This is a genomic window from Pseudomonas huaxiensis (genome assembly GCF_003231275.1).
GTDB lineage: Bacteria > Pseudomonadota > Gammaproteobacteria > Pseudomonadales > Pseudomonadaceae > Aquipseudomonas > Aquipseudomonas huaxiensis.
The window spans coordinates 74,635-97,092 of the sequence record NZ_QKVL01000015.1; the positions used below are offsets into that span (position 1 = coordinate 74,635).

The following is a 22,458-nucleotide window of genomic DNA, read 5'->3' on the forward strand; positions in this document are numbered from 1 at the left end:
ATGTTCAACCGGCATTTCGCAGAGAAGCTGCTGCGCGGTCCATGGCCGTGGCTGGCCGTGGCCAGTCTCGCCGGTTGGGCGGCAATGCTCGGAGCACCAGCCCAACTGATGCTCCCGGCATTCTGCGGTTCGGTGGCCTCGCGGGTCTCCGACGGGCTGTGGTCCGCCTGGACCCTGGCCCTGACCTTCGACCCGCAAGGCCTGCTGTTCGCCTGGCTGCTGATGCTGCTGGCGATGATGCCGCTGCTGCTGGGCGGGCCGCTGGTCTATCTGTGGAAACGCAGCCTGCGCCGTCGCCGCCCTCTGGCCCTGGGTCTGTTCCTGCTCAGCTATTGCCTGGTATGGACTGCAGCCGGGGTGGTGATCGCCCTGCTCAGTGTCACCGCGCAATTGCTCGGCAGCGACAGCCCGTGGCTGATGCTGGCGCTGGTGCTGGGCCTGTGCCTGCTCTGGCAGGCCTCACCGGCCAAGCAGCACTGCCTGAACAACTGTCACTATCCGCCGCGGATTTCCGCCTTCGGCTGGCCCATGGTGCGGGATTGCCTGCGCTACGGGCTGACCAACGGATTCTGGTGCATCGGCGCCTGCTGGCCGGCGATGCTGCTGCCCAGCCTGGTGCAACAGGGGCATAGCCTGCTGATGCTGGCGTGCATGGTCTGGCTGGCCTACGAGCGCCTGCTTCCGGCGCGCCAGGCCCGCTGGCGCTGGCCGCTGCCTGCTGGTCAACGGCTGGTGGAGACCCTGGCATCACGGCTGGCGAAGTACCGGTCGAGCCGTCGCAAGTCGCTCGCCTCCAGGGTTCCCGCCAGATAGTGAACCTGCAACCAGGCCCGCAGGTATTCGTGGCGGGCCTGGGCCAGGTCGCGCCGCGCGGTGTACAGCTGCTGCTCGGCATCCAGCACATCCAGATTGACCCGCTCCCCGCCCGCCACGCTCTTGCGCGTCGCGTCGATCAAACGGTCCGCCGACTCCACCGCCAGCTCATAGGCGCGCACCTTGGCCACGCTGCTGGCGCACAGGTTGAACTGCTTGCGCAACTGATTGAGGGTGTCGGCGGTACTGCCGTCCAGCTGATATTGCACCCGGTCCCGCTCGGCCCGAGCCTGACGAGTCGCCGCCGATACTCCGCCACCGGCGAACAACGGCATGCTCAGTTGAATACCGACACTGTCGGTGTCGTAACGCTGGTTGTAGGTGCTCTCCGAGCTGGAACTGGAGCGCCCGGTGCTGGCGTAGGCGCTGAGGCTGGGCAGATGCCCGGCGCGATTGCGCTCGACGCCTTGGTCCGCCGCCTCCACCGCGTGACGCTGGGCGATCAGCTCGGCGTTGTTGGCGACCGCCAGGTCGCGCCAGTGCTCGAACTTCGCCGGCGCCAACGGCTCCACCCGGAATCCTGCGGCCAGGGGCGCCAGGTCTTTCACCGCCACCGGCTCGCCGATGATCGCCTGCAACTCGCGCAGGGCCGCATCCTGACTGTCCGCCGCCTCGATTTCCTGGGCCTCGGCCAGGGAATAGCGGGCGCGGGTTTCCAGAACGTCGGTGCGGGTGCCCTCACCGCCCTTGAACAACCGCTCGTTCAACTGCAACTGCTCGGCGTAGGCCCGCCGCTGGGCCTGGGCCAGCGCAATCTGCTCATTGGCGAACAACGCTTCGCTGTAGGCCTGGAACAGGCGCACCACCAGTTCCTGCCCGCGCCCGCGAAACTGCGCATCAGCCAGCAGCGCCTTGGCCACACCCTGGCGGTACTGGGACCAGGCGGCGTAATCGAACAAAGGCTGTTGCAGGGTCAGGGTCGAGGAATAGCTGCGGTAGTCGCGCTGGCTGGTGAGCGTGCCGGCGGTGGTGGACTGGGTCACTTCCGAATCGTTGCGCGCACTGTTGTAGCGGTACGACAGGTTCGGCAGCAACGCAGCACGGCCGATGGCACGGTTCTCCAGCCCGGCGTCGCGCTCGGCGATGGCAGCGTGAAAGGTCGGGTCGTTGCGCAGCGCCAGGGCGAAGGCATCACTCAGGTCGAGGGCGGCAGCGGGAAGACTCAGGCCCATCAGCATCACGCAGGACAACAGACGCATCATTCCTCCGCCAGGGCGACATGGGCCCGGTCGGTCAACGGCTTGAACAGGTAGTTGAGCATCGAGCGCTCGCCGGTGCGGACAAAGGCTTCCACCGGCATGCCGGGGCGGATGTCCTTCCCGGCCAGTTGGCGCAAGCCGTCTTCGCCGACCCGCACGCGGACCTGGTAATACGGCTGACCGTTGTGTTCATCCAGCAGGCGGTCGGCGGACACCAGAGTGACCTCGCCCTCGACCCGCGGCGTGGTGCTCTGGTTGAAGGCGACGAACAGCAGTTCCACTGGCAGGCCGGGGCGCAGGCGGTCCACCAGTTCCACCGTGGCGCGGGCGTCCACCAGCAGCGGCACGTCCCGGGGGACGATCTCCATCAGCGACTGGCCGCGGGTGATCACCCCACCGTTGGTGAAGACGCTGGACCCGACCACGGTACCGCTGGCCGGCGCCTTGATCTCGGTGCTGTCCAGGTCGAAGGCGGCGCTGCGCAGGCGGTTGTCGAGGTCGGCAGTGTTGGATTGGGCCTCGGTGAGTTGCTGCTGCACCTCACGCTGATACTCCTGCTGGCGCTGGGCGACGCGCAGCTTCAGTTCGCCAAGCTGACGACGGGTACGACCAACGGTGCCGAGGTCTTCGGAGATGGCGCCGTTGACCTGGGCGTACAGGCGTTCGCTGTCCAACAGGCGGTTGCGCGGAATGTAGCCATCGCGGGCCAGCTCACGCAGGCCCTGCAACTGCTCTTGCAAGGCGGCACGTTGCTCCTGCTTGGCCGCCAGCGACCCCTGCACGCCGTCGAGGCTGGCCTGGGCCCCGGCGCTGTTCTCGCGCAACCCGGCCAGTTCCATTTCCAGTGCCTGCCTGCGACTGAGCAGGAGCTGTCGCTGGGTGTCGAGGATCGCCGCCAGCCAGGGCTCGCTGGCGTCCTTGAGTAACGCCGGGGAAAACACTACGCCACTGGCGCCGTCGCGCTCGGCCAGCAGACGCTCCTGCATGGCCCGCGCCGTCAGGTACTGCACCCGCAGCGACTCGTACTGGGCCTTGGCCTGGGTAGCATCGAGACGCACCAGCACCTGCCCTGCCGTGACCTGATCGCCATCACGGACCAGCAGTTGTTCGATCACGCCACCATTGAGGTGCTGTACCGCCTGACGGCTGCCGGCCACCACCACGTTGCCGCTCAGTGGAACGCCCTTGTCCAGGGGCGCCAGGGCGGCCCAGAGCATGAAGCCGCCGAAACCGGCCACCACCAGCCACAGGCCGAGCCGCGCCGGACGGCGCTCGTCCATGTTCAGTACGTTATGGGGCGGCCGGGTCGTGTCGACCGGGCCGGATAGCGGTGCGGAGGCATTCATGGATCAGGCTCTCGGTGTGCCGTAGCTCATGCTGACGGAGGTGGGACTGCGCGGCGCGGTAGGCGTGGGCACCACGGTAGGACGGGCGGCCCGTTGCAGGTCCTGGAGCACCCGTGCGGTCGGGCCGAACCCCTGCAACTGGCCGTTCTGCAGCACCAGCAGTTTGTCGAGGCCGCTCAACAGGCTGGGCTTGTGGGTAATCAGGATCAGCGTGCGGCGCTGTTCGCGGACCTTGGCAACCGCTGCCAGCAGCGCCTGCTCGCCGGCCTCGTCGAGGTTGGAGTTGGGTTCGTCGAGGACGATCAGTGCCGGCAGGCGATACAGCGCGCGGGCCAGGCCGATGCGTTGGCGCTGGCCGCCGGACAGCCCGCTGCCGCCCTCGCCAAGCACCGTGTCGTAGCCCGCAGGCAATTTGAGGATCATCTCGTGGACCCCGGCCAGTTGCGCCGCCGCCACCACCACCGCCTCGGCATCAACCTCACCCAGACGGGCGATGTTGTCGGCGATGCTGCCGGCGAACAGCTGCACGTCCTGGGGCAGGTAGCCGATGTGCTGGCCAAGGGCATTCCTGTCCAGGCGTTGCAGGTCGGCGCCGTCCAGGCGGACCTTGCCGTCGAAGGGCTTCGCTGCCCCGACAAGCAAACGGGCGAGGGTCGACTTGCCGGAGCCCGAAGCACCGATGATGCCCAGCGAGTCGCCGGCATCCAGGGCGAAACCAAGGTTGCTCAGGCAGGGCTTGCCGCTACCCGGCAGCAACGCGGTGACCTGCTCCACCGCCAGGCGACCGCTGGGGGCTGGCAGCGGCATGCCTTCGGGGCGTGGCGGCTGGGCTTGCAACAGCGCGGTCAGGCGCTCATAGGCCTGGCGTGCCGAACCCCACTGGCGCCAGACCGCGATCACCTGATCGATCGGCGCCAGCACCCGGCCCATGAGGATGGAGCCCGCGACCATCATCCCCGGGCTCACCTGCTTCTCCAGCGCCAGCCAGGCGCCAAGGCCGAGTACCAGCGATTGCAGGGTCAGGCGCAGGCACTTGGATACCGCAGTGACCGCCGCAGCGCGCTCGCTGCCGTGGTTCTGCTGGCCGAGAAAACCATGGTGCAGGCCGGTCCAGCGCTGGCGCACCGCATCGAGCATACCCATGGCTTCCATCGCCTCGGCATTGCGCAGGTTGCCACTGGCCTGCAGTCCGGCCTGCTGGGCCAGTTGGCCGGCGTCGGCGAAGGGCTTTTGCGTCAGCCGTTCGTTGAGCCAGGCCAAGATCATCAGCAGCACCGCGCCGACCAGCGCCATCAGGCCCAGCCAGGGACTGAACAGGAACATCACCGCGAGGTACACCGGAAACCACGGCACATCGAAGAAGGCGAACAACGCCTGGCCGGTGGCGAACTGGCGCAGGCTGGTCAGGTCCGCCAGCACCTGGCCAGCGGCGCCCTTGCTGCCCGCCAGGCTCGCTTCATAGGCCGCCTGGAATACCCGTGGGTTGAGACGCAGGTCCATGTGCGTGCCCAGGCGGATCACCACCAGGCTGCGCACCCACTCCAGCAGGCCCATGAAGGCGAACACCCCGACGATCATCAGGCTGAGCATCAACAAGGTCATTTCGTTGCCCGACGACAGCACCCGGTCGTAAACCTGCAGCATGTACAGCGCCGGCGCCAGCATCAGCAGGTTTATCACCGCAGTGAACACACCGACATTGGCGAAGCTGGCGCGACAGGCCTTGAGCGCCAGCCGCACTTCATTGACCGAAACGGGAGCGGTTCCCATTGCTTGGATTCCTCGCAGACAGCGACGGCGGGTGATTGCTTTCACTCCGCCCTCGCCACAGAATTCGCACCACCGCAGCCTGGGCCCGGCAAAGACACGGGCTGCGGGGTAAATGCAGCAGATCTGCGAATGCCAGGGTGACCTGACATTCGCTTTTTTATGTCGCGATCACGCCGCCAGAGCGAGATCTTCCGGCAACGCCTGGACGCCGACGGCGGTGGCCGGGGACGAAGCCAGGGCAGCGCTGATGGCAGCGAAGGTGCTGTCGGTGGAGACGCCGTAGCTGGACAGCAGGGTGTCCAGTACGCCTTCCAGGGCGGAGGTATTGCCCTGCATCAGGCCGAAAATGGTCTGGTGGACTTCGTTTCCGGTACGGCCGGCACCCAGTACGGAATCCAGGTCCAGGCCGGCGAAGGTCACCACGTCCTGTTGCAGGGTGAAGTCGCTACCCTGACCGCCACCCAGGCCGTAGCCCAGCGACACCTCGTCCAGAGCACCCCACAGGTAGTGGTTGAAGTTGCTGCCGGACGGAACCCCAGGGGTGAAGACATAGTGCAGGCCATTGGCGGTATCGCTACCGGCGATGAACGCGTAGTCGGAGCCGTTGGCACCATGGGTGGCGTACTCGCTGCCGTCATAGGTGCCTGTGTTGAAGCCACCCGTGTTGCTATTGCCATGACCTGCGGTAGCGAATCCGGTGGCCCACTCCGACAGGTACTGGTCGACGGTGTAGTTGGCGAAGACGGCATCGTAAGTAACGGAAATACTCATAACTGTTCCTCTGAACGTTTTGGTGGTTTGACGAAGGCTCCTGCCCTCGTTTTTGTCCTGAAGGACAAAATCGTTGATTGCAAAAAATCAGAACTTGTATTCCAGCATCCCGCTCAAGGTACGACCGCGAGCCAGGGACAGGTTGTTGACGTCACCCATCGCGACGAAATAGGCCTGGTCGGTGGCGTTTTCCAGGGCCAGCGTCAGGTTGACCTGCGGGGTCATCCAGTAGCTGGCGAACAGGTCGTAGACCTTGTATTTCGGCCATACCGCCTGATCGAGCGTGGCGTAGGTCGGGGTATCCAGATTCGCGCCATTGCCCTTGCTGTAGCGCAAGCGGGTGCCGACATCGAGGGTGTTGTCGAGAAAGCGCATGCCCAGGGTCAGCGAACCACGGTCGGCCGGCATGTAGGTGGCGTTGCCCATGATGTTGCCGCAGTTGATCTGGTTGCTCATGGCGTCGTTGGGGACCGCCTGATTGACCGCGAACTGACGCATCACGATGCGGTTGCCCACCTGGACCGCGCGGGTCACCGTACCGACGCGCACGGTGCTTTTCGCACCGCCCATGTAGAACTGCTGCGAACAGAAGTCGTTGGTGCCGATCATGTGGGTGTAGGAGAGCCGGCCGTAATAGCGGCCTGCGTCGTAGTCCAGGGAATACTCGACCCCCCTGAAGCGCGTGGTCTCTTCGTTGTTCTGGTAAGCCATCCGGCCCAGACCGATGCCCGAAGCGGTTTCGTCCGGCAGGCTGACGTTGACATCGAGGAACGAGAAGTTGTCGATCCGCGTGTCGAAGTACGCCACTTTCAGACCGAAGCGGTCGCCATCACGCAGCAGCGATTCCTTGAAGATATTGAAGCCGAGCTCCCAATCGTGAGACGTCTCCGGCTTGAGATAAGGGTTGGGATACACCATCTCGGCGCCGCCGCCGGCGTGCGGACGACCGGTCATGAACACTTCGGTGACCGCCGGCGCACGCCAGCCACGTCCCCAGCGGGTGTAGAGCTGCAACCAGTCCACTCCCGGCTTGACGGCGATGCCGAAGGTCGGCGAGAAGCGGCCCTGTTCGGTGGTTTCATCGAAGATCAGGTGTTGCTGGCTCTTGACTATCCCGCCTGCCTCATAGGGGCCTTCGGGAAACATCCAGAGCGTCATGCCACTTTCGCCACTCAGTCGATACCGGTCATAGCGCAGACCGGCGTCCAGGGTCAGCCAGTCGTCATGTTCATACTGCGCCTGAGCAAAGAGGCTAGCCGTCAACTTCTTGCCTTCCGGGGTAGCCCCCTGCACATACGGATAGGCCTGTTCGTTGACCGCCGGAACACGATCAGTCGCCGGCTTGAACTCGTCCTGGAACAGCTCGGTGCCGTAGTCCAGGGTCAGCTTGTCCGTGGCGCCAATGTAGAAACGCGAAGTGTTCTGCAGTTGCAGGCCCCAGGTGTCAGTCTGGAAGCGGTCATTGTAGGCCCCGTACCAGTTTCCGCTGCCAATGCTCGCGGTGCTGCCGGCGTTCCAGCGGTCCATGCGGGTCCGCACGAAATAGACTTTCGCCTTCACATCGATCAGATCGTTGTCAGGGCTGAAGCTGTAGTCGATCGAAGCATTTTTCGCGTTGAGGTCGGTAGCGCCGCTTCGCTGGTAGTAGAACGAGTCACTCTCGTAATCGAACCAGGTCCAGGAGTCCTTGCTGTCCGTGTCGGTCTCGATGTAGTTGAACTGCACACGCTGGTCCTGGGGCAGATTGACCCCGACCTTGAACAGGCGCGAGCGGGTCACGCTGCCCATGTCGCCGACTTCGCTTTCCACCCAGTCGTTCCAGGCCTTCGGCCAGACTTCACGGGCGCGAATCTGGGTGCCCAGGTTGTCCTTGTCATTGGTACCGGCACGATAATCACCGAAGTGCCGCTCGCTGACACCCAGCAACAGGTCGCCCACTTCGTTGCCGAAGGCGAACAGCGCGCTGCCGTTGAAGTAGGTGCCGTTACCCAGCTCGCCGATGCCGTGACCAGCGCGGATGCGGCCGCCGTATTCCTTGTCGGGCCCCAGGAATTCGCTGGCCTGCACGGTGTTGAAGCTGGCGATACCACCCAGCACCCCTGCCCCGCCCATGCCTGACTGTGAGCCCTTTTCGATCTCCACCGAACTGATGAACTCGGGGTCCACCACCATGATGCCGTTACGCTGCTGGTGACCATTGACGTTGAAGTTCTGGCGCATGCCATCGATGTTCATGTTCACCCGGCCATAGTCCTGCACGCCACGGATGTTCACCGACAGGCCCGGATCGCGCTGGTTGACTGCGGTGTACACACCGGCGGTTTCTTCCAGCATGTCGGCGGCGTGACGTGGCGGGCGCTTGTCGATCTGGTCGCGGGTGATCACGCTGACCGAACGCGGCGCGGTGTAGACCCAGTCGCCATCGCCTTGGGAGCGGATGCTGGTGGTGTTCAGTTCCAGGCTTTTGCCATCGCCGCTCAAGCGTTCCAGACCAACCCGGTCATTGCCGCTGAAGCGGTAGCGCACCGGGTTGTCCTGCAGCAGGATTGCCAAGCCGTCCTCGGCGCTGTGCTCACCACTCAGACCAGCGCTGCGCAGCCCGGCCAGCTTGCGGCTGTCGAAGAACACCTGAACCTTGGCCTGCTCGGCGAAGGCGATGACGGCGCTGTCCAGAGACTGGGCCGGGATATCGAAACGGATCAGGGCGGTGCGCAGGGAAGCGCCGGTGTTCTGCTCTGCCGCATGCACCGAGGCGATCCCCATCGGCAAGGTACACGCACCCAGCATCAGGCTGCTGGCCAGGGCAACCCGGTTGAACCGGGTACGTCGTTGTTGTGGAGTGGTCACGTGTGCTGCTCGCTGTGTTGGCGTTTTCTAGTAATGAAAATCAATCTCAACAATCAGACGAGTGGGGGCGGAAAAGTCAGTAAATAAATTTTCGGGGATGTGAGAAAAGGTTCGGGAGGGGCTTCCCGGCGCTCCCACGAGGGTGCATGCAGTTGCCCCCAACTGGAATTGAACCGGGCCTCAAAAATGTTCAGTAGATCAAGGTAAGACCAGGCAGATCCACGCGCTTGACCTTCAGTTCATCGGTAAGCATCACCAGTGACTGATCGAGGTTGTCGAGACGGAACATGCCGCTCACCTCACGCCGAGCCAGCGACGAATCGCCGATCAGCACATGGCCACCGCGATAGCGGTTGATTTGCGCCACCACATCGGCCAGCGGTTCGCGCTCGAACAACAGCAGGCCGCGCTGCCAGGCGCTGGCCCGCAACGGGTCCTGCTCCGGCCAAGGGCGGATGCCCTGGGCATGGTCGTAGCGCAGGCTCTGGCCTTCTGTGAGCACCTGCTCCGCGATGCCTTTGAGTGGTCGCTCACCCAGGCTGACCCGGGTGCTGTGTTCGAGCATGCCGACCCAGCCGCCCTGTCCTTCGCCACCCACCACGAAACGCGTGCCCAGCGCCCGGGTGCTGGCACCGGCGTACTCGACCACGAATGGCCGTTTTTCCCGCTCACTGATCGGCGCCGCGTCGAACACCGCATCGCCCGCCAGCAGCTTCACCCGCCGCTCGCTGTCGCTGTAGGCCAGGCTGATAGCGCTGCCGCTGTCGAGATCGACCTTGCTGCCGTCGGGCAAGGTCACCTTGCGCACCTCGCCGACACCTGCCACGTAGTCGGCGCTCATGTGCAGGACCAGTTCCGGCCCACGATCGACGGCGAACACCGCCAGCAACAGCACCGCCGCGCTGTTGGCGACCCAGCGCAGACGCGAGCGACGCCGGCGCCCGCTGACCGGCCGCACCACGGCCGCAGCCGCTCGCGGCGCGCTGCTGGCAGGCCCGTCCAATGACCCCAACCGCCCCAGGTCGGCCCAGGTGCTGCGGGCAAACTCCAGCGCACGGGCATGGCGCGGATCGCTGTCGCGCCACTCGGCCAACGCCTGCATCTGTTCGGGGCTCAGGCATCCGGCATCCAGCAACACCGCCCACTCGGCGGCCTGCTCGCGAATTGCTTGCTCTGGCGGGATCTGGCTGGTCACACGGTTCTCTCGAATTCTGGTTATGTAAGGGCTGACGTCTGAAGGCGCATTTCCCAGTAAACCGTTCGTCATCTGGGCTCCTGCAAACACTGCATCACATAGGCCAGCGCCTTGGAAAGGTGCTTCTGAACCGAGCTGTCGGAAATATCCAGGCGTTGGGCAACCTCGGCGTGGGTCAGGCCCTCCAGGCGATTGAGACGGAAGATTTCGCGGGTTCGCGGTGGCAACTCGTTCATGGCGGCACGCAACCGGCGCATGTGTTGCTCGGCAGCAGCGGTGTCCTCGAGGCCAGGACTGTCTTCGACGATGCCTTCGAAGGCTTCGTGAGGCACCAGGTCAGTCTTGCGCCGCTGCTGCTGGCGCAGATGGTCGATCATCAGATTGTGCGCCGTGCGGTAGAGATAGGCCGGCGTGTTGTCGATGCGTTCAGTGCCCTGCTGTTCGGCCAGGCGCAGGAAGCTTTCCTGCACCAGGTCGGCGGCCAGTTGCGGGTCGCGCACCTTGCGCGTGAGCAGGCCTTGCAGGGTTTTCGCGTGCTTGAGGAACAGGCGCTTGAGGTCGGACTCCGCCACGCGAACTCCAGAAGGCTATCGGAATGGAGGCGCCATGCTACTCGCTAGTGAGAATCACTTGCAAGAAGCCCCGAGCCTGCACCTCACTCCTCGAACAATGCGTCCAGTGCCTGTTCCAGACGGGTCACCGCCACCACTTGCAAGCCCGGCGGAGCTTCTTTCGGCGCGTTGCCCTTGGGCACGATGGCGCGCTTGAAACCGTGCTTGGCCGCTTCTTTCAGGCGCTCCTGGCCGCTCGGCACCGGGCGCACTTCACCGGACAAGCCGATCTCGCCGAACACCAGCAAACCATGGGACAACGGTTTGTTGCGCAGGCTCGACATCACCGCGGCCATCAGCGCCAGGTCCGACGCGGTTTCCAGCACTTTCACGCCGCCAACGACGTTGAGGAACACGTCCTGGTCGTGGGTCGGGATGCCGCCATGGCGGTGCAGCACCGCCAGCAGCATGGCCAGGCGGTTCTGATCGAGACCGAGGGTGACCCGCCGCGGATTCGCCAGGTGGCTGTCGTCCACCAGCGCCTGAACTTCCACCAGCATCGGCCGCGTACCTTCCCACGTAGCCATGACTACGCTGCCCGGCACTTCTTCCTGGGCCCGGGTCAGAAAGATCGCCGAGGGATTGGACACTTCCTTCAGGCCTCGATCGGTCATGCCGAACACGCCCAGTTCGTTGATCGCGCCGAAGCGGTTCTTCACCGCCCGCAGCAGGCGCAGACGGCCGTCGGACTCGCCTTCGAAATACAGCACGGTGTCGACCATGTGCTCCAGCACCCGCGGCCCGGCCAGCGCACCTTCCTTGGTCACGTGACCGACAAGGAAGATCGCCGTGCCACTCTGCTTGGCGTAGCGCACCAGCAGCGCGGCGCTTTCGCGAACCTGGGCGACGCCGCCGGGAGCCGATTGCAGTTGCTCGGTGAAAATGGTCTGGATCGAGTCGATCACCATCACCTTGGGTTTCTCGACCCGGGCGGTGGCGATGATGGTTTCGATGCAGGTTTCGGTCATGACCCGCAGTTTGTCTTCCGGTAGCCCCAGGCGGCGGGCGCGCATGGCCACCTGCTGCTGGGATTCCTCGCCGGTGACGTACAGCGCCGGCATGCGCGTGGCGATATTGCAGAGGGTCTGCAAAAGGATCGTGGATTTGCCGATACCGGGGTCGCCGCCAATCAGCACCACCGAGCCGTCCACCAGGCCGCCACCGAGCACGCGGTCCAGCTCGGCGCTGGCGGTGGAGAAGCGCGGGATTTCCTCGACCGAGACTTCGGCCAGGGTCTTGATCTTCGCCTGCTCGCCGGCCCAGCCGCTGCGTCCGCTGGGGGCCGCGGCGCCGCCGCTTTCGATCATGGTTTCGGTCAGGGTATTCCAGGCACCGCACTCGCCGCACTGGCCAGCCCATTTCGGGAATGTCGCGCCGCACTCGGTGCAGCCGTACAACCGCTTGGCTTTGGCCATGGGGCAATCTCCGGGAAAAAGTCGCCATGATAGCCGCCGCACCGGCAAAGGTGCCAACGCGACCAAACCATTGGCTATGAGCGAGGTCATTTGCAAGCGGCGCAGCGCATGAAGCGGAAGGCTGATTTACACTGCGTTCACCCCTTCAATTGTTACAAGGAATAAACCATGGGCATGATCAATGAATTCAAGGCCTTCGCGGTCAAGGGCAATGTCGTGGACATGGCGGTCGGTATCATCATCGGCGCAGCCTTCGGCAAAATTGTTTCGTCTTTCGTAGGCGACGTGGTGATGCCACCGATCGGCCTGCTGATCGGCGGCGTCGATTTCAGTGACCTGGCGGTAACCCTGAAGGCAGCGGAAGGCGACATTCCGGCGGTGGTCCTGGCCTACGGCAAGTTCATCCAGACCATCATCGACTTCGTGATTGTGGCGTTTGCCATCTTCATGGGCGTCAAGGTCATCAACCGCCTCAAGCGCGAAGAAGCCGTGGCGCCAAGCGCTCCACCCGCACCAACGCCGCAGGAAACCCTGCTGACCGAGATTCGCGATCTGCTCAAGGCACAGAACGACAAGCCTTGAACCCAAACATAAAAAACGGCGCCCCAAGGCGCCGTCCTTTTTTATTGTCTGGCCTGATCACTCACCAATAGGTTTCAACCGCCACCTGCCCTGGCCGCCGGCTCAGGCTCAGGTTCATCCCGCGGGCTTTAAGCACCTGCCGGGTGTCATCGATCATCTGCGGGTTGCCGCACAGCATCACCCGCGAATGCTCCGGGGTCAGCTCCAGGCCGGCGGCGCGCTCCAGCTCGCCGTTTTCGATCAGCGTGGTGATGCGCCCGTTAAGCGCCCCCGGGTGCTGTTCGCGCGTCACCACCGGAATGAACTGCAACTTGCCGGCGTACTCGGCCAGGTACTCGCGCTGTTCCAGGCCAGCGATCAATGACTGATAGGCCAACTCGCAGGATTCGCGAACCGAATACACCAGCTTGATGCTGTCAAAGCGCTCCCAGGCCTCGAAGTCCTGCAGGATCGACAGGAACGGAGCGACCCCGGTGCCAGTGGCCAGCAGCCACAGATCACGCCCGTCGACGAAGCGATCAAGGGTGAGGTAACCGAACGCCTGGCGGTCGATCAGCAGCTCATCGCCTTCGCGCAGACGGCTCAGTTCACTGGTGAACTCACCGCCAGGGACCACGATGGAATAGAAGTCCAGGTGTTCGTCGAAGGGCGACGAGACCATGGAGTAAGCGCGCCATACCACACTGCCGTCGGCCTTGGTTACGCCAAGGCGGGCAAACTGCCCGGCGCGGAAACGGAAACCGCTGTCGCGCGTGGTGCGCAAGCTGAACAGGCTGGGGGTCAGCGGCTGGACGTCGAGCAGGGTCTGGCGGGTGTATTTCTCCGCGCTGGCAGTCATGGTTGGCTCCGGAAATCAGGTATGCCCAGTTTCGCGCAAAGCCGCACGAATAAACACCGCCGGTTTGTGATGACTTATCGGAGGCAAACCAAACATTTTGTTAATCCAAATAGCCTTTTGAAGCCATGACACAGATCAACTTATAGCGAAAAAAACCAATTGGCTTGTAGGACAATTCCTATACTCAGCGTGCACTGATGACTAGTTGGATCCATCTCAAGGAGTGCCACCGAAATGCCGCATTGGAAGCAGGATCAACTTGAGCAGTTAATCAGGGAGCAAAATCCCGGCCAGTTGTTCAAGCAAGCCCTCTCGCTGGCGCAGCAACTCGATATGGAATACCTGAGCCTGGTGGTACAGAGCCAGGCTAGCGGCCTCACACCACAGACCCTCATCCTCAATAACTACACGACGCAGTGGAACGACCACTACCGGGATTGCAACTACCTGATCCAGGACCCGACCTTCACCCATTGCCGCCATTCTTTGATCCCGCTGCTCTGGGAAGACGAGGTGTTTCAAGAATCCCCGCAACTGCGCATGGACGCCAAGGCTCACGGTCTGGTCTACGGCTGGAGCCAGGCGGCCCACGATATGCGTGGCAACAACAGCGTACTGAGCCTGGTACGCAGCCGCGAGGTCGTCAGCGTCGCCGAGTTCTATGACAAGACCGGCCAGGCACTGTGGCTGTGCAACGTTATGCACACGCTAATGCTGGAGCAGATCAACCCGCTCAAACCCAACGGGTTCGGCTTGTCCGACCGGGAGCGGGAAGTGCTGAAATGGTCAGCCGCCGGCAAGACCGCCTCAGACATCGCCTGCATCCTCACCCTCTCGCAGAGCACCGTGAACTTCCACATCCGCAGCGTCATCACCAAAATGAACGCCAACAACAAGGCCGGCGCCGTGGCCCTCGCCGCGCTGCATGGTCTGCTCTGACCCCATTGGCCAATAAAGCCCTGTAGAATCGGCACCTGTCTGTCACCCCGCCTGCCCGGAGCAGCGCGGTGCACACCCATGCCCCAGAGCCCTCGTACCATGCCCCTGCTGAACAGCCCCTTTGCCGACCTCGACCTGATCCGCCAGCCCGAATACGCCAACGATCCCCTGCAAGCCTTCGACGCCGCCGACGAATATTTGCTGGAGCACCTGGCCGAGCTGGCGCTGCCCGCCAGCACGCGGGTGCTGGTGCTCAATGACAGTTTCGGCGGACTGGCCATCAGCCTGCGGTCGCACTTCGCGGTGACCAGCAGCGGCGACTCGTTCCTCGCCCGCCTGGGCCTGGAAAAGAACCTGCCGCGCAACGACCAGCCGTGGGACAGCGTGCCCTTCGTGCCGGCCAATGAAGCCTGGCAAGGCCCGTACGATCACGTTCTGGTGCGCGTGCCGAAGACCCTGGCCCTGCTCGAAGAACAACTGATCCGTCTGCAAGGCCAATTGGCGCCGGGCGCGCGGGTGGTAGCTGCGGCGATGATCAAACACCTGCCGCGGGCGGCCGGTGAATTGCTGGAAAAATACATTGGCCCGATGCAGGCCTCGCTGGCCCAAAAAAAGGCCCGCCTGCTAATCGCCACCTACGAAGACAAGCCCCGCGCCGTCTCGCCTTACCCGAGCCGCTATCGCCTCGACAAGCCGGCGCTGGAACTGCTCAACCACGCCAACGTGTTCTGCCGCGAAGGCCTGGATATCGGCACCCGCGCCTTCCTTCCCCACCTGCCGCGCAACCTCGGCAGCGCCCGGGTCGCCGACCTTGGCTGTGGCAACGGCATCCTCGCCATCGCCAGTGCACTGGACAATCCACAGGCGCACTACACGCTGGTGGATGAGTCGTACATGGCAGTGCAGTCGGCGCGGGAGAACTGGCAGGCGGCGTTGGGCGAGCGCGATGTGGAGGTGCGCGCGGCGGATGGTCTGGCCGGGCAGCCCGAGGATTCGCTGGATATCGTGCTGTGTAATCCGCCGTTCCACCAACAGCAGGTGGTGGGTGATTTCATCGCCTGGCGGATGTTCCAGCAGGCACGGGAAGCGCTGGTCACCGGCGGTTCGCTGTATGTCGTGGGCAACCGCCACCTGGGTTACCACACCAAGCTGGCGCGGTTGTTCCGGGGCGTGGAACAGGTGGCGGCGACGCCGAAGTTCGTGGTGCTCAAGGCGCGCAAGTGATGTCGGCGATCGCGACGGTTCGGTGAACCGTCGCGAATAGCGGCAAAGCTAGTGCGTGGTCAATCCCGCCGCACTCATGAACATCCGCATCAACCACGCCACTACCGCGAGGGTCGCGACGCTGGCGGTCCAGATCAGGGCCAGCCAGCCTAGCCGCTGCCACAGCGGCTTTTTCTCGGCGTCGACGGTGTCTTTACCGGTCATGTCCTGAGCCCTCCTAGTGGTAGCCGTCTTCGTGGGTCACCTTGCCGCGGAACACGTAGTAGCTCCAGTAGGTGTAACCCAGGATGAACGGCAGGATGAACAGCGTGCCCACCAGCATGAAGCCCTGGCTCTGCGGCGGGGCGGCGGCCTCCCAGATCGAGATCGACGGCGGGATGATGTTCGGCCACAGGCTGATGCCCAGACCGCTGTAGCCGAGGAAGATCAGCACCAGGGTCAGCAGGAACGGCGTGTAGTGCGCATTGCGCGCCACCGCCCGAAGCAGGCCGTAGAACGTCACCATCACCAGCAATGGCACCGGCATGAACCACAGCAGGTTGGGCATGCTGAACCAGCGTTTGGCGATGTCCGGGTAGGCCAGCGGTGTCCATAGGCTGACCACGCCGATCACCGCCAGCAGCACCAGCGCCAGCGGCCGCGCCAGGTTGTGCATCTGCTCCTGCAACTTGCCTTCGGTCTTCATGATCAGCCAGGTGCAGCCGAGCAATGCGTAGGCAACGATCAGGCCCAGGCCGCTGAACAGCGCGAACGGCGTCATCCAGTCCAGGGTGCCGCCGACGAACTGGCGGTCCACCACCTTGAAGCCTTCGATGAAGGCGCCCAACGCCACGCCCTGGAAGAAGGTCGCCACCAGCGAGCCGCCGATGAACGCCTTGTCCCACAGGTGGCGCTTGTCGGCCTTGGCCTTGAAGCGGAACTCGAAGGCCACGCCGCGGAAAATCAGCCCCACCAGCATCAGCATCAATGGCAGGTACAGCGCCGACAGCACCACCGCGTAGGCCAGTGGAAAGGCCCCGAACAACGCCGCACCGCCCAGCACCAGCCAGGTTTCGTTGCCGTCCCAGACCGGCGCGACGGTGTTCATCATCACGTCGCGGTCGCTTTCGCCCTTGACGAAGGGAAAGAGGATGCCGATGCCGAGGTCGAAGCCGTCCATGACCACATACATCATGATTCCGAAGATGATGACCACAGCCCAGATCAGTGGAAGATCAATACCCATGATTCAGTGTCCTTTGTTCAGGCTGGCGCCTTCTTCGTGATCGTCGTCGGCAGCCGACAACGGCCGCGCCGGCGTACGTGGCTGGCCAGGGCCGCCCGGATTGGTTTCCTCGCCTTCACCGGTCTTCGGCCCTTTGCGCACCAGGCGCATCATGTAGCCGAGGCCCGCACCGAACAGGGCGAAATAAACCACCACGAACATCACCAGGGTGATTCCCAGTTGGGCGTAGCTGTGATTGGACACGCCGTCGGCGGTGCGCATCAGTCCGTAAACCACCCACGGCTGGCGACCGACTTCAGTGGTAAACCAGCCAGCAAGGATGGCGATCAACCCGGACGGGCCCATCCACAGGGTCAGGTAAAGGAACGGTCGCGAGCTGTACAACGTGCCGCGCTTGCGTAGCCATACGCTCCACAGCCCCACCGCGATCATCAGCATGCCGAGGCCGACCATGATCCGGAATGACCAGAACACCACCGTGGAATTGGGCCGGTCTTCTGGCGGGAAGTCCTTCATTGCCGGCACCTGCTTGTCCAGACTATGGGTCAGGATCAGGCTGCCCAGCGCCGGGATTTCCAGCTTGAAGCGGGTGGTTTCGGCCTTCATGTCGGGGATGCCGAACAGGATCAGCGGGGTTGGCTCGTCGCCGACGTTCTCCCAGTGCCCTTCGATGGCGGCGATCTTCACCGGTTGGTGCTTGAGGGTGTTGAGGCCATGGAAGTCACCGATCACTGCCTGGATTGGCGCAACGATCAGGGCCATCCACATGGCCATCGACAACATTTTGCGGATCGCCGGGTTATCGCGGCCGCGCAGCAAGTGCCAGGCCGCCGAAGCGCCGACAAAAAATGCCGTGGCGACGAACGCGGCCGTGGCCATGTGCATCAGGCGGTAGGGGAATGACGGGTTGAAGATCACCGCCAGCCAGTCCACCGGGATCACCCGGCCATCAATGATTTCGAAGCCCTGGGGCGTCTGCATCCAACTATTGGACGCGAGGATCCAGAACGTCGAGACCAGCGTCCCGATGGCCACCATGATCGTGGCGAAGAAGTGCAGGCCGCGGCCCACGCGATTCCAGCCGAAGAGCATGACACCGAGGAAACCGGCTTCGAGGAAGAACGCGGTGAGCACCTCGTAGGTGAGCAAGGGCCCGGTGACCGCGCCGGCAAAGTCGGAGAAGCGGCTCCAGTTGGTGCCGAACTGGTAAGCCATCACCAGCCCGGAGACCACCCCCATGCCGAAGTTGACGGCGAAGATCTTCGACCAGAAATGGTAAAGATCGCGGTAGACGTTCTGGTTGGTTTTCAGCCACAAGCCTTCGAGCACCGCCAGGTAGCTGGCGAGACCGATGGTGATGGCCGGGAACAGGATGTGAAAGGACACGGTAAACGCGAACTGGATTCGGGCGAGATCGAGTGCCTCTGATCCGAACATAGTGCTTCCTCTTTCAGGTAATCCGGCGTCAGGGTCCGTTGCCTTGGCGCCAACTGCCCCTACGGTGGTTGAGTGCGGCAAGTTGGAATTGTTCTGAAAACTTTCGCACCACAGGGATTTCGGCCCGAGGGCCCATCGCTGACGCATCAACCGTTGCAAATACAACTATTGATCCAGATCAATGACAGGGAGAAAGGATAGTCGCGAAGACGCCGCACGGTTGTGTGGTGCGTTGCCGCGTGACCGGTTGCCTCACCCCCCTTTACGAAAAGGTGAATCGGTGCGCTGACCGCACGACTACGGCGCACTCTGCAACCTTTTGTTACAGCCCGGTGTTAACCTGCAACGCCCCTCCCCTCATGAAGGCCCGGCAGTCCGTCATGTCAGCACACGCACCGTTGTTGCTTCGTCATCACCGTCCGTTTCTTTCGTTCTGGCTGGCCCGGGTATTCACCGCCAGCGGTTTCCAGATGCTCACCGTGGCCATCGGCTGGCACCTCTACCAGTTGACCGGCAACGTGCTGGACCTGGGCCTCGTCGGCCTGGTGGAGTTCGCGCCGCGGGTGCTGTTCATGCTGCACACCGGGCATGTCGCCGACCGCTACGACCGCCGCCGCGTCGCCGCGCTGTGCCAGAGCCTGCAGGCGATGATCGCCCTGGCCCTGGCGATCGCCAGCAGCACCGACTCGGTGAGTCGCGAATTGATCTTCGTGCTGGCCTTCCTGCTCGGCAGCGCCCGCTCCTTCGAGATGCCGGCGACCCAGGCGCTACTGCCCAACGTGGTGCCGGCCGAGCTGTTCCCGCGGGCGGTGGCGGCGTCGGCCTCGGCGATGCAGTCGGCAACCATCGTCGCGCCAGCGGCGGGCGGCTTTCTTTACGCCTTCGGCAGCGTCTGGGTGTATGGCCCGACCGTGTGCCTGTACGTGATCGCCTGTTGCCTGACCCTTGGCCTGACCTCGCGCCAGACGCCGCTGGCCCAAGGCCGAGCCAGCCTGGAATCGCTGCTGGCAGGGATTCGCTTTATCCGCAGCCGCCCGGACATCCTCGGCGCCATCTCCCTCGACCTGTTCGCCGTGCTGCTCGGCGGCGCCACCGCGTTGCTGCCGGTGTTCGCCAAGGACATCCTGCTGACCGGACCGTGGGGCCTGGGCCTGCTGCGCTCGGCGCCAGCGGTGGGCGCGCTGCTGATGTCGGTGTGGCTGGCGCGCTTCCCGGTGGAGCGCAAAGTGGGCCGGGTGATGTTCACCGCGGTGGGCGTGTTCGGCGTGGCGACCATCGCCTTCGGCCTGTCCACCTCGTTCTGGTTTTCCCTCGCGGTGCTGGCCGTGCTCGGCGCGGCGGACATGATCAGCATGGTGATCCGCAGTTCCTTCGTGCAATTGGAGACACCGGACGAAATGCGCGGGCGGGTGAGCGCGGTGAATGGCCTGTTCATTGGTGCTTCGAACCAGTTGGGCGAGTTCGAATCGGGGGTGACGGCGCACTGGTTCGGGACCGTGCCGGCGGTGGTGATGGGCGGTGTGGGAACGCTGCTGGTGACCGGGGTGTGGATCAAATTGTTCCCGACACTGGCAGGGCGGGACCATATGCACAGCCGGCGCTCGGACACCTGAGTCGAGATCGCCAAGCCCCCGCCCCGCCGGCGGTCCGGCGCATTACCCTCGGCCAATCATGCTGGTATGATGCGCGGCTTTTTTCCGACCAGTAAAAATCACGGAAAGGCCGGGAGCTTTGTGCTTTTCTGACTGGGTCGACAATTTTTGGCGCCACATCGCGCCACGGGGAGCAGGGCATGCTGGAAAGGCTGTTTCAACTAAAAGCACACAACACCAATGTGCGGACCGAGATCCTGGCGGGCGTCACCACGTTCCTGGCCATGGCCTACATTCTCTTCGTCAACCCGAGCATCCTCGGCGAGACCGGCATGGACAAAGGCGCGCTGTTCGTCGCCACCTGCCTGGCCGCAGCCATCGGCTCGACCACCATGGGCCTGATCGCCAACTACCCGATCGCCCTGGCGCCGGGCATGGGCCTCAACGCCTTTTTCACCTACACCGTGGTGCTGCACCTGGGCCACTCCTGGCAGGTAGCGCTGGGCGCGGTCTTCATCTCGGCAGTGATGTTCTTCCTGCTGTCGATCTTCCGGATCCGCGAATGGATCGTGAACAGTATCCCGCTGCCACTGCGCTCGGCGATCGCCGCCGGTATCGGCCTGTTCCTGGCGCTGATCGCCCTGCATAACGCCGGCATCGTCGTCGATAACCCGGCCACCCTGGTTGGCCTGGGCGACCTCAAGCAACCCGCGCCGATCCTCGCCACCCTGGGCTTCTTCCTGATCGTCGCGCTGGAAGCGCTGAAGGTCCGTGGCGCGGTGCTGATCGGCATCCTCGCCGTGACCATCACCTCCATTGTCCTGGGCGTCACGCCCTTCGGCGGCGTGGTGTCGATGCCGCCGTCGCTGGCGCCGACCTTCCTGCAACTGGACATCAAGGGCGCACTGGACGTTGGCCTGATCAGCGTGATCTTCGCCTTCCTGTTCGTCGACCTGTTCGACAACTCCGGCACCCTGATCGGCGTCGCCAAGCGCGCCGGCCTGATGGGCAAGGACGGCCACATGCCGAAGATGGGCCGTGCACTGATCGCCGACAGTACCGCCGCCATGGCCGGTTCGCTGCTGGGCACCTCGACCACCACCAGCTACATCGAGTCGGCAGCGGGCGTCAGCGCCGGCGGCCGCACCGGCCTGACCGCCATCGTCGTCGCCATCCTGTTCCTCCTGGCACTGTTCTTCGCCCCGCTGGCAGGTAGCGTGCCGGCCTTCGCCACCGCGCCTGCGCTGCTGTTCGTCGCCGTGCTGATGGCCTCGGGCCTGGCGGAAATCAACTGGGACGACATCACCGAAGCCGCCCCCGTGGTGATCACCGCACTGGCCATGCCGCTGACCTACTCCATCGCCAACGGCATCGCCTTCGGCTTCATCTCCTGGACTGCGATCAAGCTGTTGTCGGGCCGCCGTGGCGACCTGAACCCGGCGCTGGTGATCCTTTCCATCCTGTTCGTCATCAAGCTGGGCTGGTTCAACGCATGAGTGCTGTCTTCGACCCTTCCACCTACGACCAGCAACTCGCGGCCAAGGTCGAGCGCCTGCGCGAGTTGCTGGCGCCGTTCGACGCGCCGGAGCCGGCGGTATTCGATTCGCCGCGCGAGCATTACCGCCTGCGCGCCGAGTTCCGCCTGTGGCGCCAGGACGGCCAGCGTCATTACGCGATGTTCGCGCCAGGGGAAAAACACACGCCGATCCTGATCGACGACTTCCCTATCGCCAGCCTGCGGATCAACGAACTGATGCCACGCATGAAAGCCGCGTGGCAGGCCAGCGAGGCCCTGAGCAACAAGCTGTTCCAGGTGGAATTCCTCACCACCCTGGCCGGCGACGCGATGATCACCCTGTGCTACCACCGCCCGCTTGACGCGCAGTGGGAGGCAGCGGCGCAGCAACTGGCCGCCGACCTGGGCGCAAGCATCATTGGTCGCTCCAAGGGCAAGCGCCTGGTGATCGGTCGTGATTACGCGGTGGAAGAACTGCAGGTGGCGGGTCGCAACTTCCGCTACCGCCAGCCGGAAGGCGCGTTCACCCAGCCCAACGGCCAGGTGAACCAGAAAATGCTGGGCTGGGCCTTCGATGCGCTGGGCGAGCGTGAAGATGACCTGCTGGAGCTGTATTGCGGCAACGGCAACTTCACCCTGCCGCTGGCGACCCGGGTACGCAAGGTGTTGGCCACCGAGATCAGCAAGACCTCGGTGAACGCGGCGCTGCACAACCTGGACGACAACGGCGTGGACAACGTGCGGCTGGTGCGGCTGTCGGCCGAAGAGCTGACCGAAGCGCTGAACGAAGTGCGACCGTTCCGCCGCCTGGAAGGCATCGACCTGAAAAGCTACGCGTTCGGCAGCGTATTCGTCGACCCGCCGCGCGCCGGCATGGACCCGGACACCTGCGAACTGACCCGGCGCTTCGACAACATCCTGTACATCTCCTGCAACCCGGAGACACTGGCGGCCAACATCGCCCAGTTGCAGGACACCCACCGGATCGAGCGGTGTGCGTTGTTCGATCAGTTCCCGTACACCCACCATATGGAAAGTGGGGTGTTGCTGGTTCGGCGGTGATCAAGGTCGGGCCTGC

Annotated in this window: 19 protein-coding genes; 7 read left to right on the forward strand and 12 right to left on the reverse strand. The window is 64.0% G+C overall.

All coding sequences use genetic code 11. The features are described from left to right. The gene (locus DM374_RS17405) at positions 1 to 813 is read left to right on the forward strand and encodes a copper chaperone (protein WP_110970980.1); all 813 of its coding nucleotides are present in this window, start codon (positions 1 to 3) and stop codon (positions 811 to 813) included. On the opposite strand, the gene DM374_RS17410 is transcribed toward DM374_RS17405, so the two are convergent. The 8 genes from DM374_RS17410 to radA all read right to left on the reverse strand — a co-directional run bounded on the left by DM374_RS17410 (position 723) and on the right by radA (position 12,027). Next, complete coding sequence (locus DM374_RS17410; RefSeq protein ID WP_110970981.1) at positions 723 to 2,072, reverse strand: TolC family outer membrane protein; 1,350 nt, start codon at positions 2,070 to 2,072, stop codon at positions 723 to 725. The genes DM374_RS17405 and DM374_RS17410 overlap by 91 nt on opposite strands. Then, positions 2,072 to 3,418, reverse strand: a complete 1,347-nt coding sequence (locus DM374_RS17415) for an HlyD family type I secretion periplasmic adaptor subunit (protein WP_371929338.1) — start codon at positions 3,416 to 3,418, stop codon at positions 2,072 to 2,074. The genes DM374_RS17410 and DM374_RS17415 overlap by 1 nt, the downstream gene beginning before the upstream one ends. Positions 3,419 to 3,421: 3 nt before the next feature. Continuing rightward, on the reverse strand, positions 3,422 to 5,188 hold the full coding sequence (locus DM374_RS17420) for a type I secretion system permease/ATPase (RefSeq protein WP_110970982.1): 1,767 nt from the start codon (positions 5,186 to 5,188) through the stop codon (positions 3,422 to 3,424). A gap of 168 nt (positions 5,189 to 5,356) precedes the next feature. After that, positions 5,357 to 5,959, reverse strand: coding sequence for a heme acquisition protein HasA (locus DM374_RS17425; protein WP_110970983.1), 603 nt, complete (start codon positions 5,957 to 5,959; stop codon positions 5,357 to 5,359). An 87-nt stretch (positions 5,960 to 6,046) separates the two neighbouring features. Beyond that, positions 6,047 to 8,746: a TonB-dependent receptor gene (locus DM374_RS17430; RefSeq protein WP_110971024.1), complete on the reverse strand. Its 2,700-nt coding sequence runs from the start codon at positions 8,744 to 8,746 to the stop codon at positions 6,047 to 6,049. A 250-nt stretch (positions 8,747 to 8,996) separates the two neighbouring features. Continuing rightward, positions 8,997 to 10,001: a FecR family protein gene (locus DM374_RS17435; RefSeq protein ID WP_110970984.1), complete on the reverse strand. Its 1,005-nt coding sequence runs from the start codon at positions 9,999 to 10,001 to the stop codon at positions 8,997 to 8,999. A 68-nt stretch (positions 10,002 to 10,069) separates the two neighbouring features. Continuing rightward, positions 10,070 to 10,573 (reverse strand): RNA polymerase sigma factor, encoded by a 504-nt coding sequence (locus DM374_RS17440; RefSeq protein WP_110970985.1) that lies wholly within the window; start codon positions 10,571 to 10,573, stop codon positions 10,070 to 10,072. Positions 10,574 to 10,656: 83 nt separating this feature from the next. Beyond that, on the reverse strand, positions 10,657 to 12,027 hold the full coding sequence (gene radA / locus DM374_RS17445) for a DNA repair protein RadA (RefSeq protein ID WP_110970986.1): 1,371 nt from the start codon (positions 12,025 to 12,027) through the stop codon (positions 10,657 to 10,659). Positions 12,028 to 12,195: 168 nt separating this feature from the next. On the opposite strand from radA, the gene mscL reads away from it, so the two are divergent. Further along, positions 12,196 to 12,609 (forward strand): large-conductance mechanosensitive channel protein MscL, encoded by a 414-nt coding sequence (gene mscL, locus DM374_RS17450; protein WP_110970987.1) that lies wholly within the window; start codon positions 12,196 to 12,198, stop codon positions 12,607 to 12,609. A gap of 61 nt (positions 12,610 to 12,670) precedes the next feature. On the opposite strand, the gene DM374_RS17455 is transcribed toward mscL, so the two are convergent. Beyond that, entirely contained in the window at positions 12,671 to 13,447 is a 777-nt protein-coding gene (locus DM374_RS17455) for a ferredoxin--NADP reductase (protein WP_110970988.1), read from the reverse strand. A gap of 234 nt (positions 13,448 to 13,681) precedes the next feature. Here DM374_RS17455 and DM374_RS17460 point away from each other — a divergent pair, with 234 nt between their 5' ends. Both DM374_RS17460 and DM374_RS17465 read left to right on the forward strand, forming a co-directional pair. Continuing rightward, positions 13,682 to 14,386, forward strand: a complete 705-nt coding sequence (locus DM374_RS17460; RefSeq protein ID WP_110970989.1) for an autoinducer binding domain-containing protein — start codon at positions 13,682 to 13,684, stop codon at positions 14,384 to 14,386. 99 nt (positions 14,387 to 14,485) lie between these two features. Next, positions 14,486 to 15,610, forward strand: coding sequence for a methyltransferase (locus DM374_RS17465; protein WP_110970990.1), 1,125 nt, complete (start codon positions 14,486 to 14,488; stop codon positions 15,608 to 15,610). Between the two features lie 48 nt (positions 15,611 to 15,658). Here the strand turns inward: DM374_RS17465 and DM374_RS17470 are convergent, their stop codons facing one another. From DM374_RS17470 to DM374_RS17480, 3 genes are read right to left on the reverse strand one after another with little or no spacing between them, the layout of a single operon-like run. Beyond that, the gene (locus DM374_RS17470) at positions 15,659 to 15,814 is read right to left on the reverse strand and encodes a DUF2474 domain-containing protein (protein WP_110970991.1); all 156 of its coding nucleotides are present in this window, start codon (positions 15,812 to 15,814) and stop codon (positions 15,659 to 15,661) included. Positions 15,815 to 15,827: 13 nt separating this feature from the next. After that, positions 15,828 to 16,835: a cytochrome d ubiquinol oxidase subunit II gene (gene cydB, locus DM374_RS17475; protein WP_110970992.1), complete on the reverse strand. Its 1,008-nt coding sequence runs from the start codon at positions 16,833 to 16,835 to the stop codon at positions 15,828 to 15,830. Between the two features lie 3 nt (positions 16,836 to 16,838). Next, positions 16,839 to 18,272 carry a cytochrome ubiquinol oxidase subunit I gene (locus tag DM374_RS17480; protein WP_110970993.1) on the reverse strand — a complete coding sequence of 478 codons (1,434 nt, stop codon included), beginning with the start codon at positions 18,270 to 18,272 and terminating at the stop codon, positions 16,839 to 16,841. Positions 18,273 to 18,652: 380 nt separating this feature from the next. On the opposite strand from DM374_RS17480, the gene DM374_RS17485 reads away from it, so the two are divergent. The 3 genes from DM374_RS17485 to trmA all read left to right on the forward strand — a co-directional run bounded on the left by DM374_RS17485 (position 18,653) and on the right by trmA (position 22,442). Then, entirely contained in the window at positions 18,653 to 19,885 is a 1,233-nt protein-coding gene (locus DM374_RS17485; protein WP_110970994.1) for an MFS transporter, read from the forward strand. 179 nt (positions 19,886 to 20,064) lie between these two features. Next, positions 20,065 to 21,360 carry an NCS2 family permease gene (locus DM374_RS17490; RefSeq protein ID WP_110970995.1) on the forward strand — a complete coding sequence of 432 codons (1,296 nt, stop codon included), beginning with the start codon at positions 20,065 to 20,067 and terminating at the stop codon, positions 21,358 to 21,360. Next, positions 21,357 to 22,442, forward strand: coding sequence for a tRNA (uridine(54)-C5)-methyltransferase TrmA (gene trmA / locus DM374_RS17495; RefSeq protein WP_110970996.1), 1,086 nt, complete (start codon positions 21,357 to 21,359; stop codon positions 22,440 to 22,442). Before DM374_RS17490 ends, trmA begins: the two co-directional genes overlap by 4 nt. Positions 22,443 to 22,458: the final 16 nt, after the last annotated feature.

What these genes read in the sequence shown, in the direction of transcription:
- DM374_RS17405 (WP_110970980.1), top strand. Translation starts at nt 1, where the DNA reads ATGTTCAACCGGCATTTCGCAGAGAAGCTGCTGCGCGGTCCATGGCCG.
- DM374_RS17410 (WP_110970981.1), bottom strand. Translation starts at nt 2,072, where the DNA reads ATGCGTCTGTTGTCCTGCGTGATGCTGATGGGCCTGAGTCTTCCCGCT.
- DM374_RS17415 (WP_371929338.1), bottom strand. Translation starts at nt 3,418, where the DNA reads ATGAATGCCTCCGCACCGCTATCCGGCCCGGTCGACACGACCCGGCCG.
- DM374_RS17420 (WP_110970982.1), bottom strand. Translation starts at nt 5,188, where the DNA reads ATGGGAACCGCTCCCGTTTCGGTCAATGAAGTGCGGCTGGCGCTCAAG.
- DM374_RS17425 (WP_110970983.1), bottom strand. Translation starts at nt 5,959, where the DNA reads ATGAGTATTTCCGTTACTTACGATGCCGTCTTCGCCAACTACACCGTC.
- DM374_RS17430 (WP_110971024.1), bottom strand. Translation starts at nt 8,746, where the DNA reads ATGCTGGGTGCGTGTACCTTGCCGATGGGGATCGCCTCGGTGCATGCG.
- radA (WP_110970986.1), bottom strand. Translation starts at nt 12,027, where the DNA reads ATGGCCAAAGCCAAGCGGTTGTACGGCTGCACCGAGTGCGGCGCGACA.
- mscL (WP_110970987.1), top strand. Translation starts at nt 12,196, where the DNA reads ATGGGCATGATCAATGAATTCAAGGCCTTCGCGGTCAAGGGCAATGTC.
- DM374_RS17455 (WP_110970988.1), bottom strand. Translation starts at nt 13,447, where the DNA reads ATGACTGCCAGCGCGGAGAAATACACCCGCCAGACCCTGCTCGACGTC.
- DM374_RS17460 (WP_110970989.1), top strand. Translation starts at nt 13,682, where the DNA reads ATGCCGCATTGGAAGCAGGATCAACTTGAGCAGTTAATCAGGGAGCAA.
- DM374_RS17465 (WP_110970990.1), top strand. Translation starts at nt 14,486, where the DNA reads ATGCCCCTGCTGAACAGCCCCTTTGCCGACCTCGACCTGATCCGCCAG.
- DM374_RS17470 (WP_110970991.1), bottom strand. Translation starts at nt 15,814, where the DNA reads ATGACCGGTAAAGACACCGTCGACGCCGAGAAAAAGCCGCTGTGGCAG.
- cydB (WP_110970992.1), bottom strand. Translation starts at nt 16,835, where the DNA reads ATGGGTATTGATCTTCCACTGATCTGGGCTGTGGTCATCATCTTCGGA.
- DM374_RS17480 (WP_110970993.1), bottom strand. Translation starts at nt 18,272, where the DNA reads ATGTTCGGATCAGAGGCACTCGATCTCGCCCGAATCCAGTTCGCGTTT.
- DM374_RS17485 (WP_110970994.1), top strand. Translation starts at nt 18,653, where the DNA reads ATGTCAGCACACGCACCGTTGTTGCTTCGTCATCACCGTCCGTTTCTT.
- DM374_RS17490 (WP_110970995.1), top strand. Translation starts at nt 20,065, where the DNA reads ATGCTGGAAAGGCTGTTTCAACTAAAAGCACACAACACCAATGTGCGG.
- trmA (WP_110970996.1), top strand. Translation starts at nt 21,357, where the DNA reads ATGAGTGCTGTCTTCGACCCTTCCACCTACGACCAGCAACTCGCGGCC.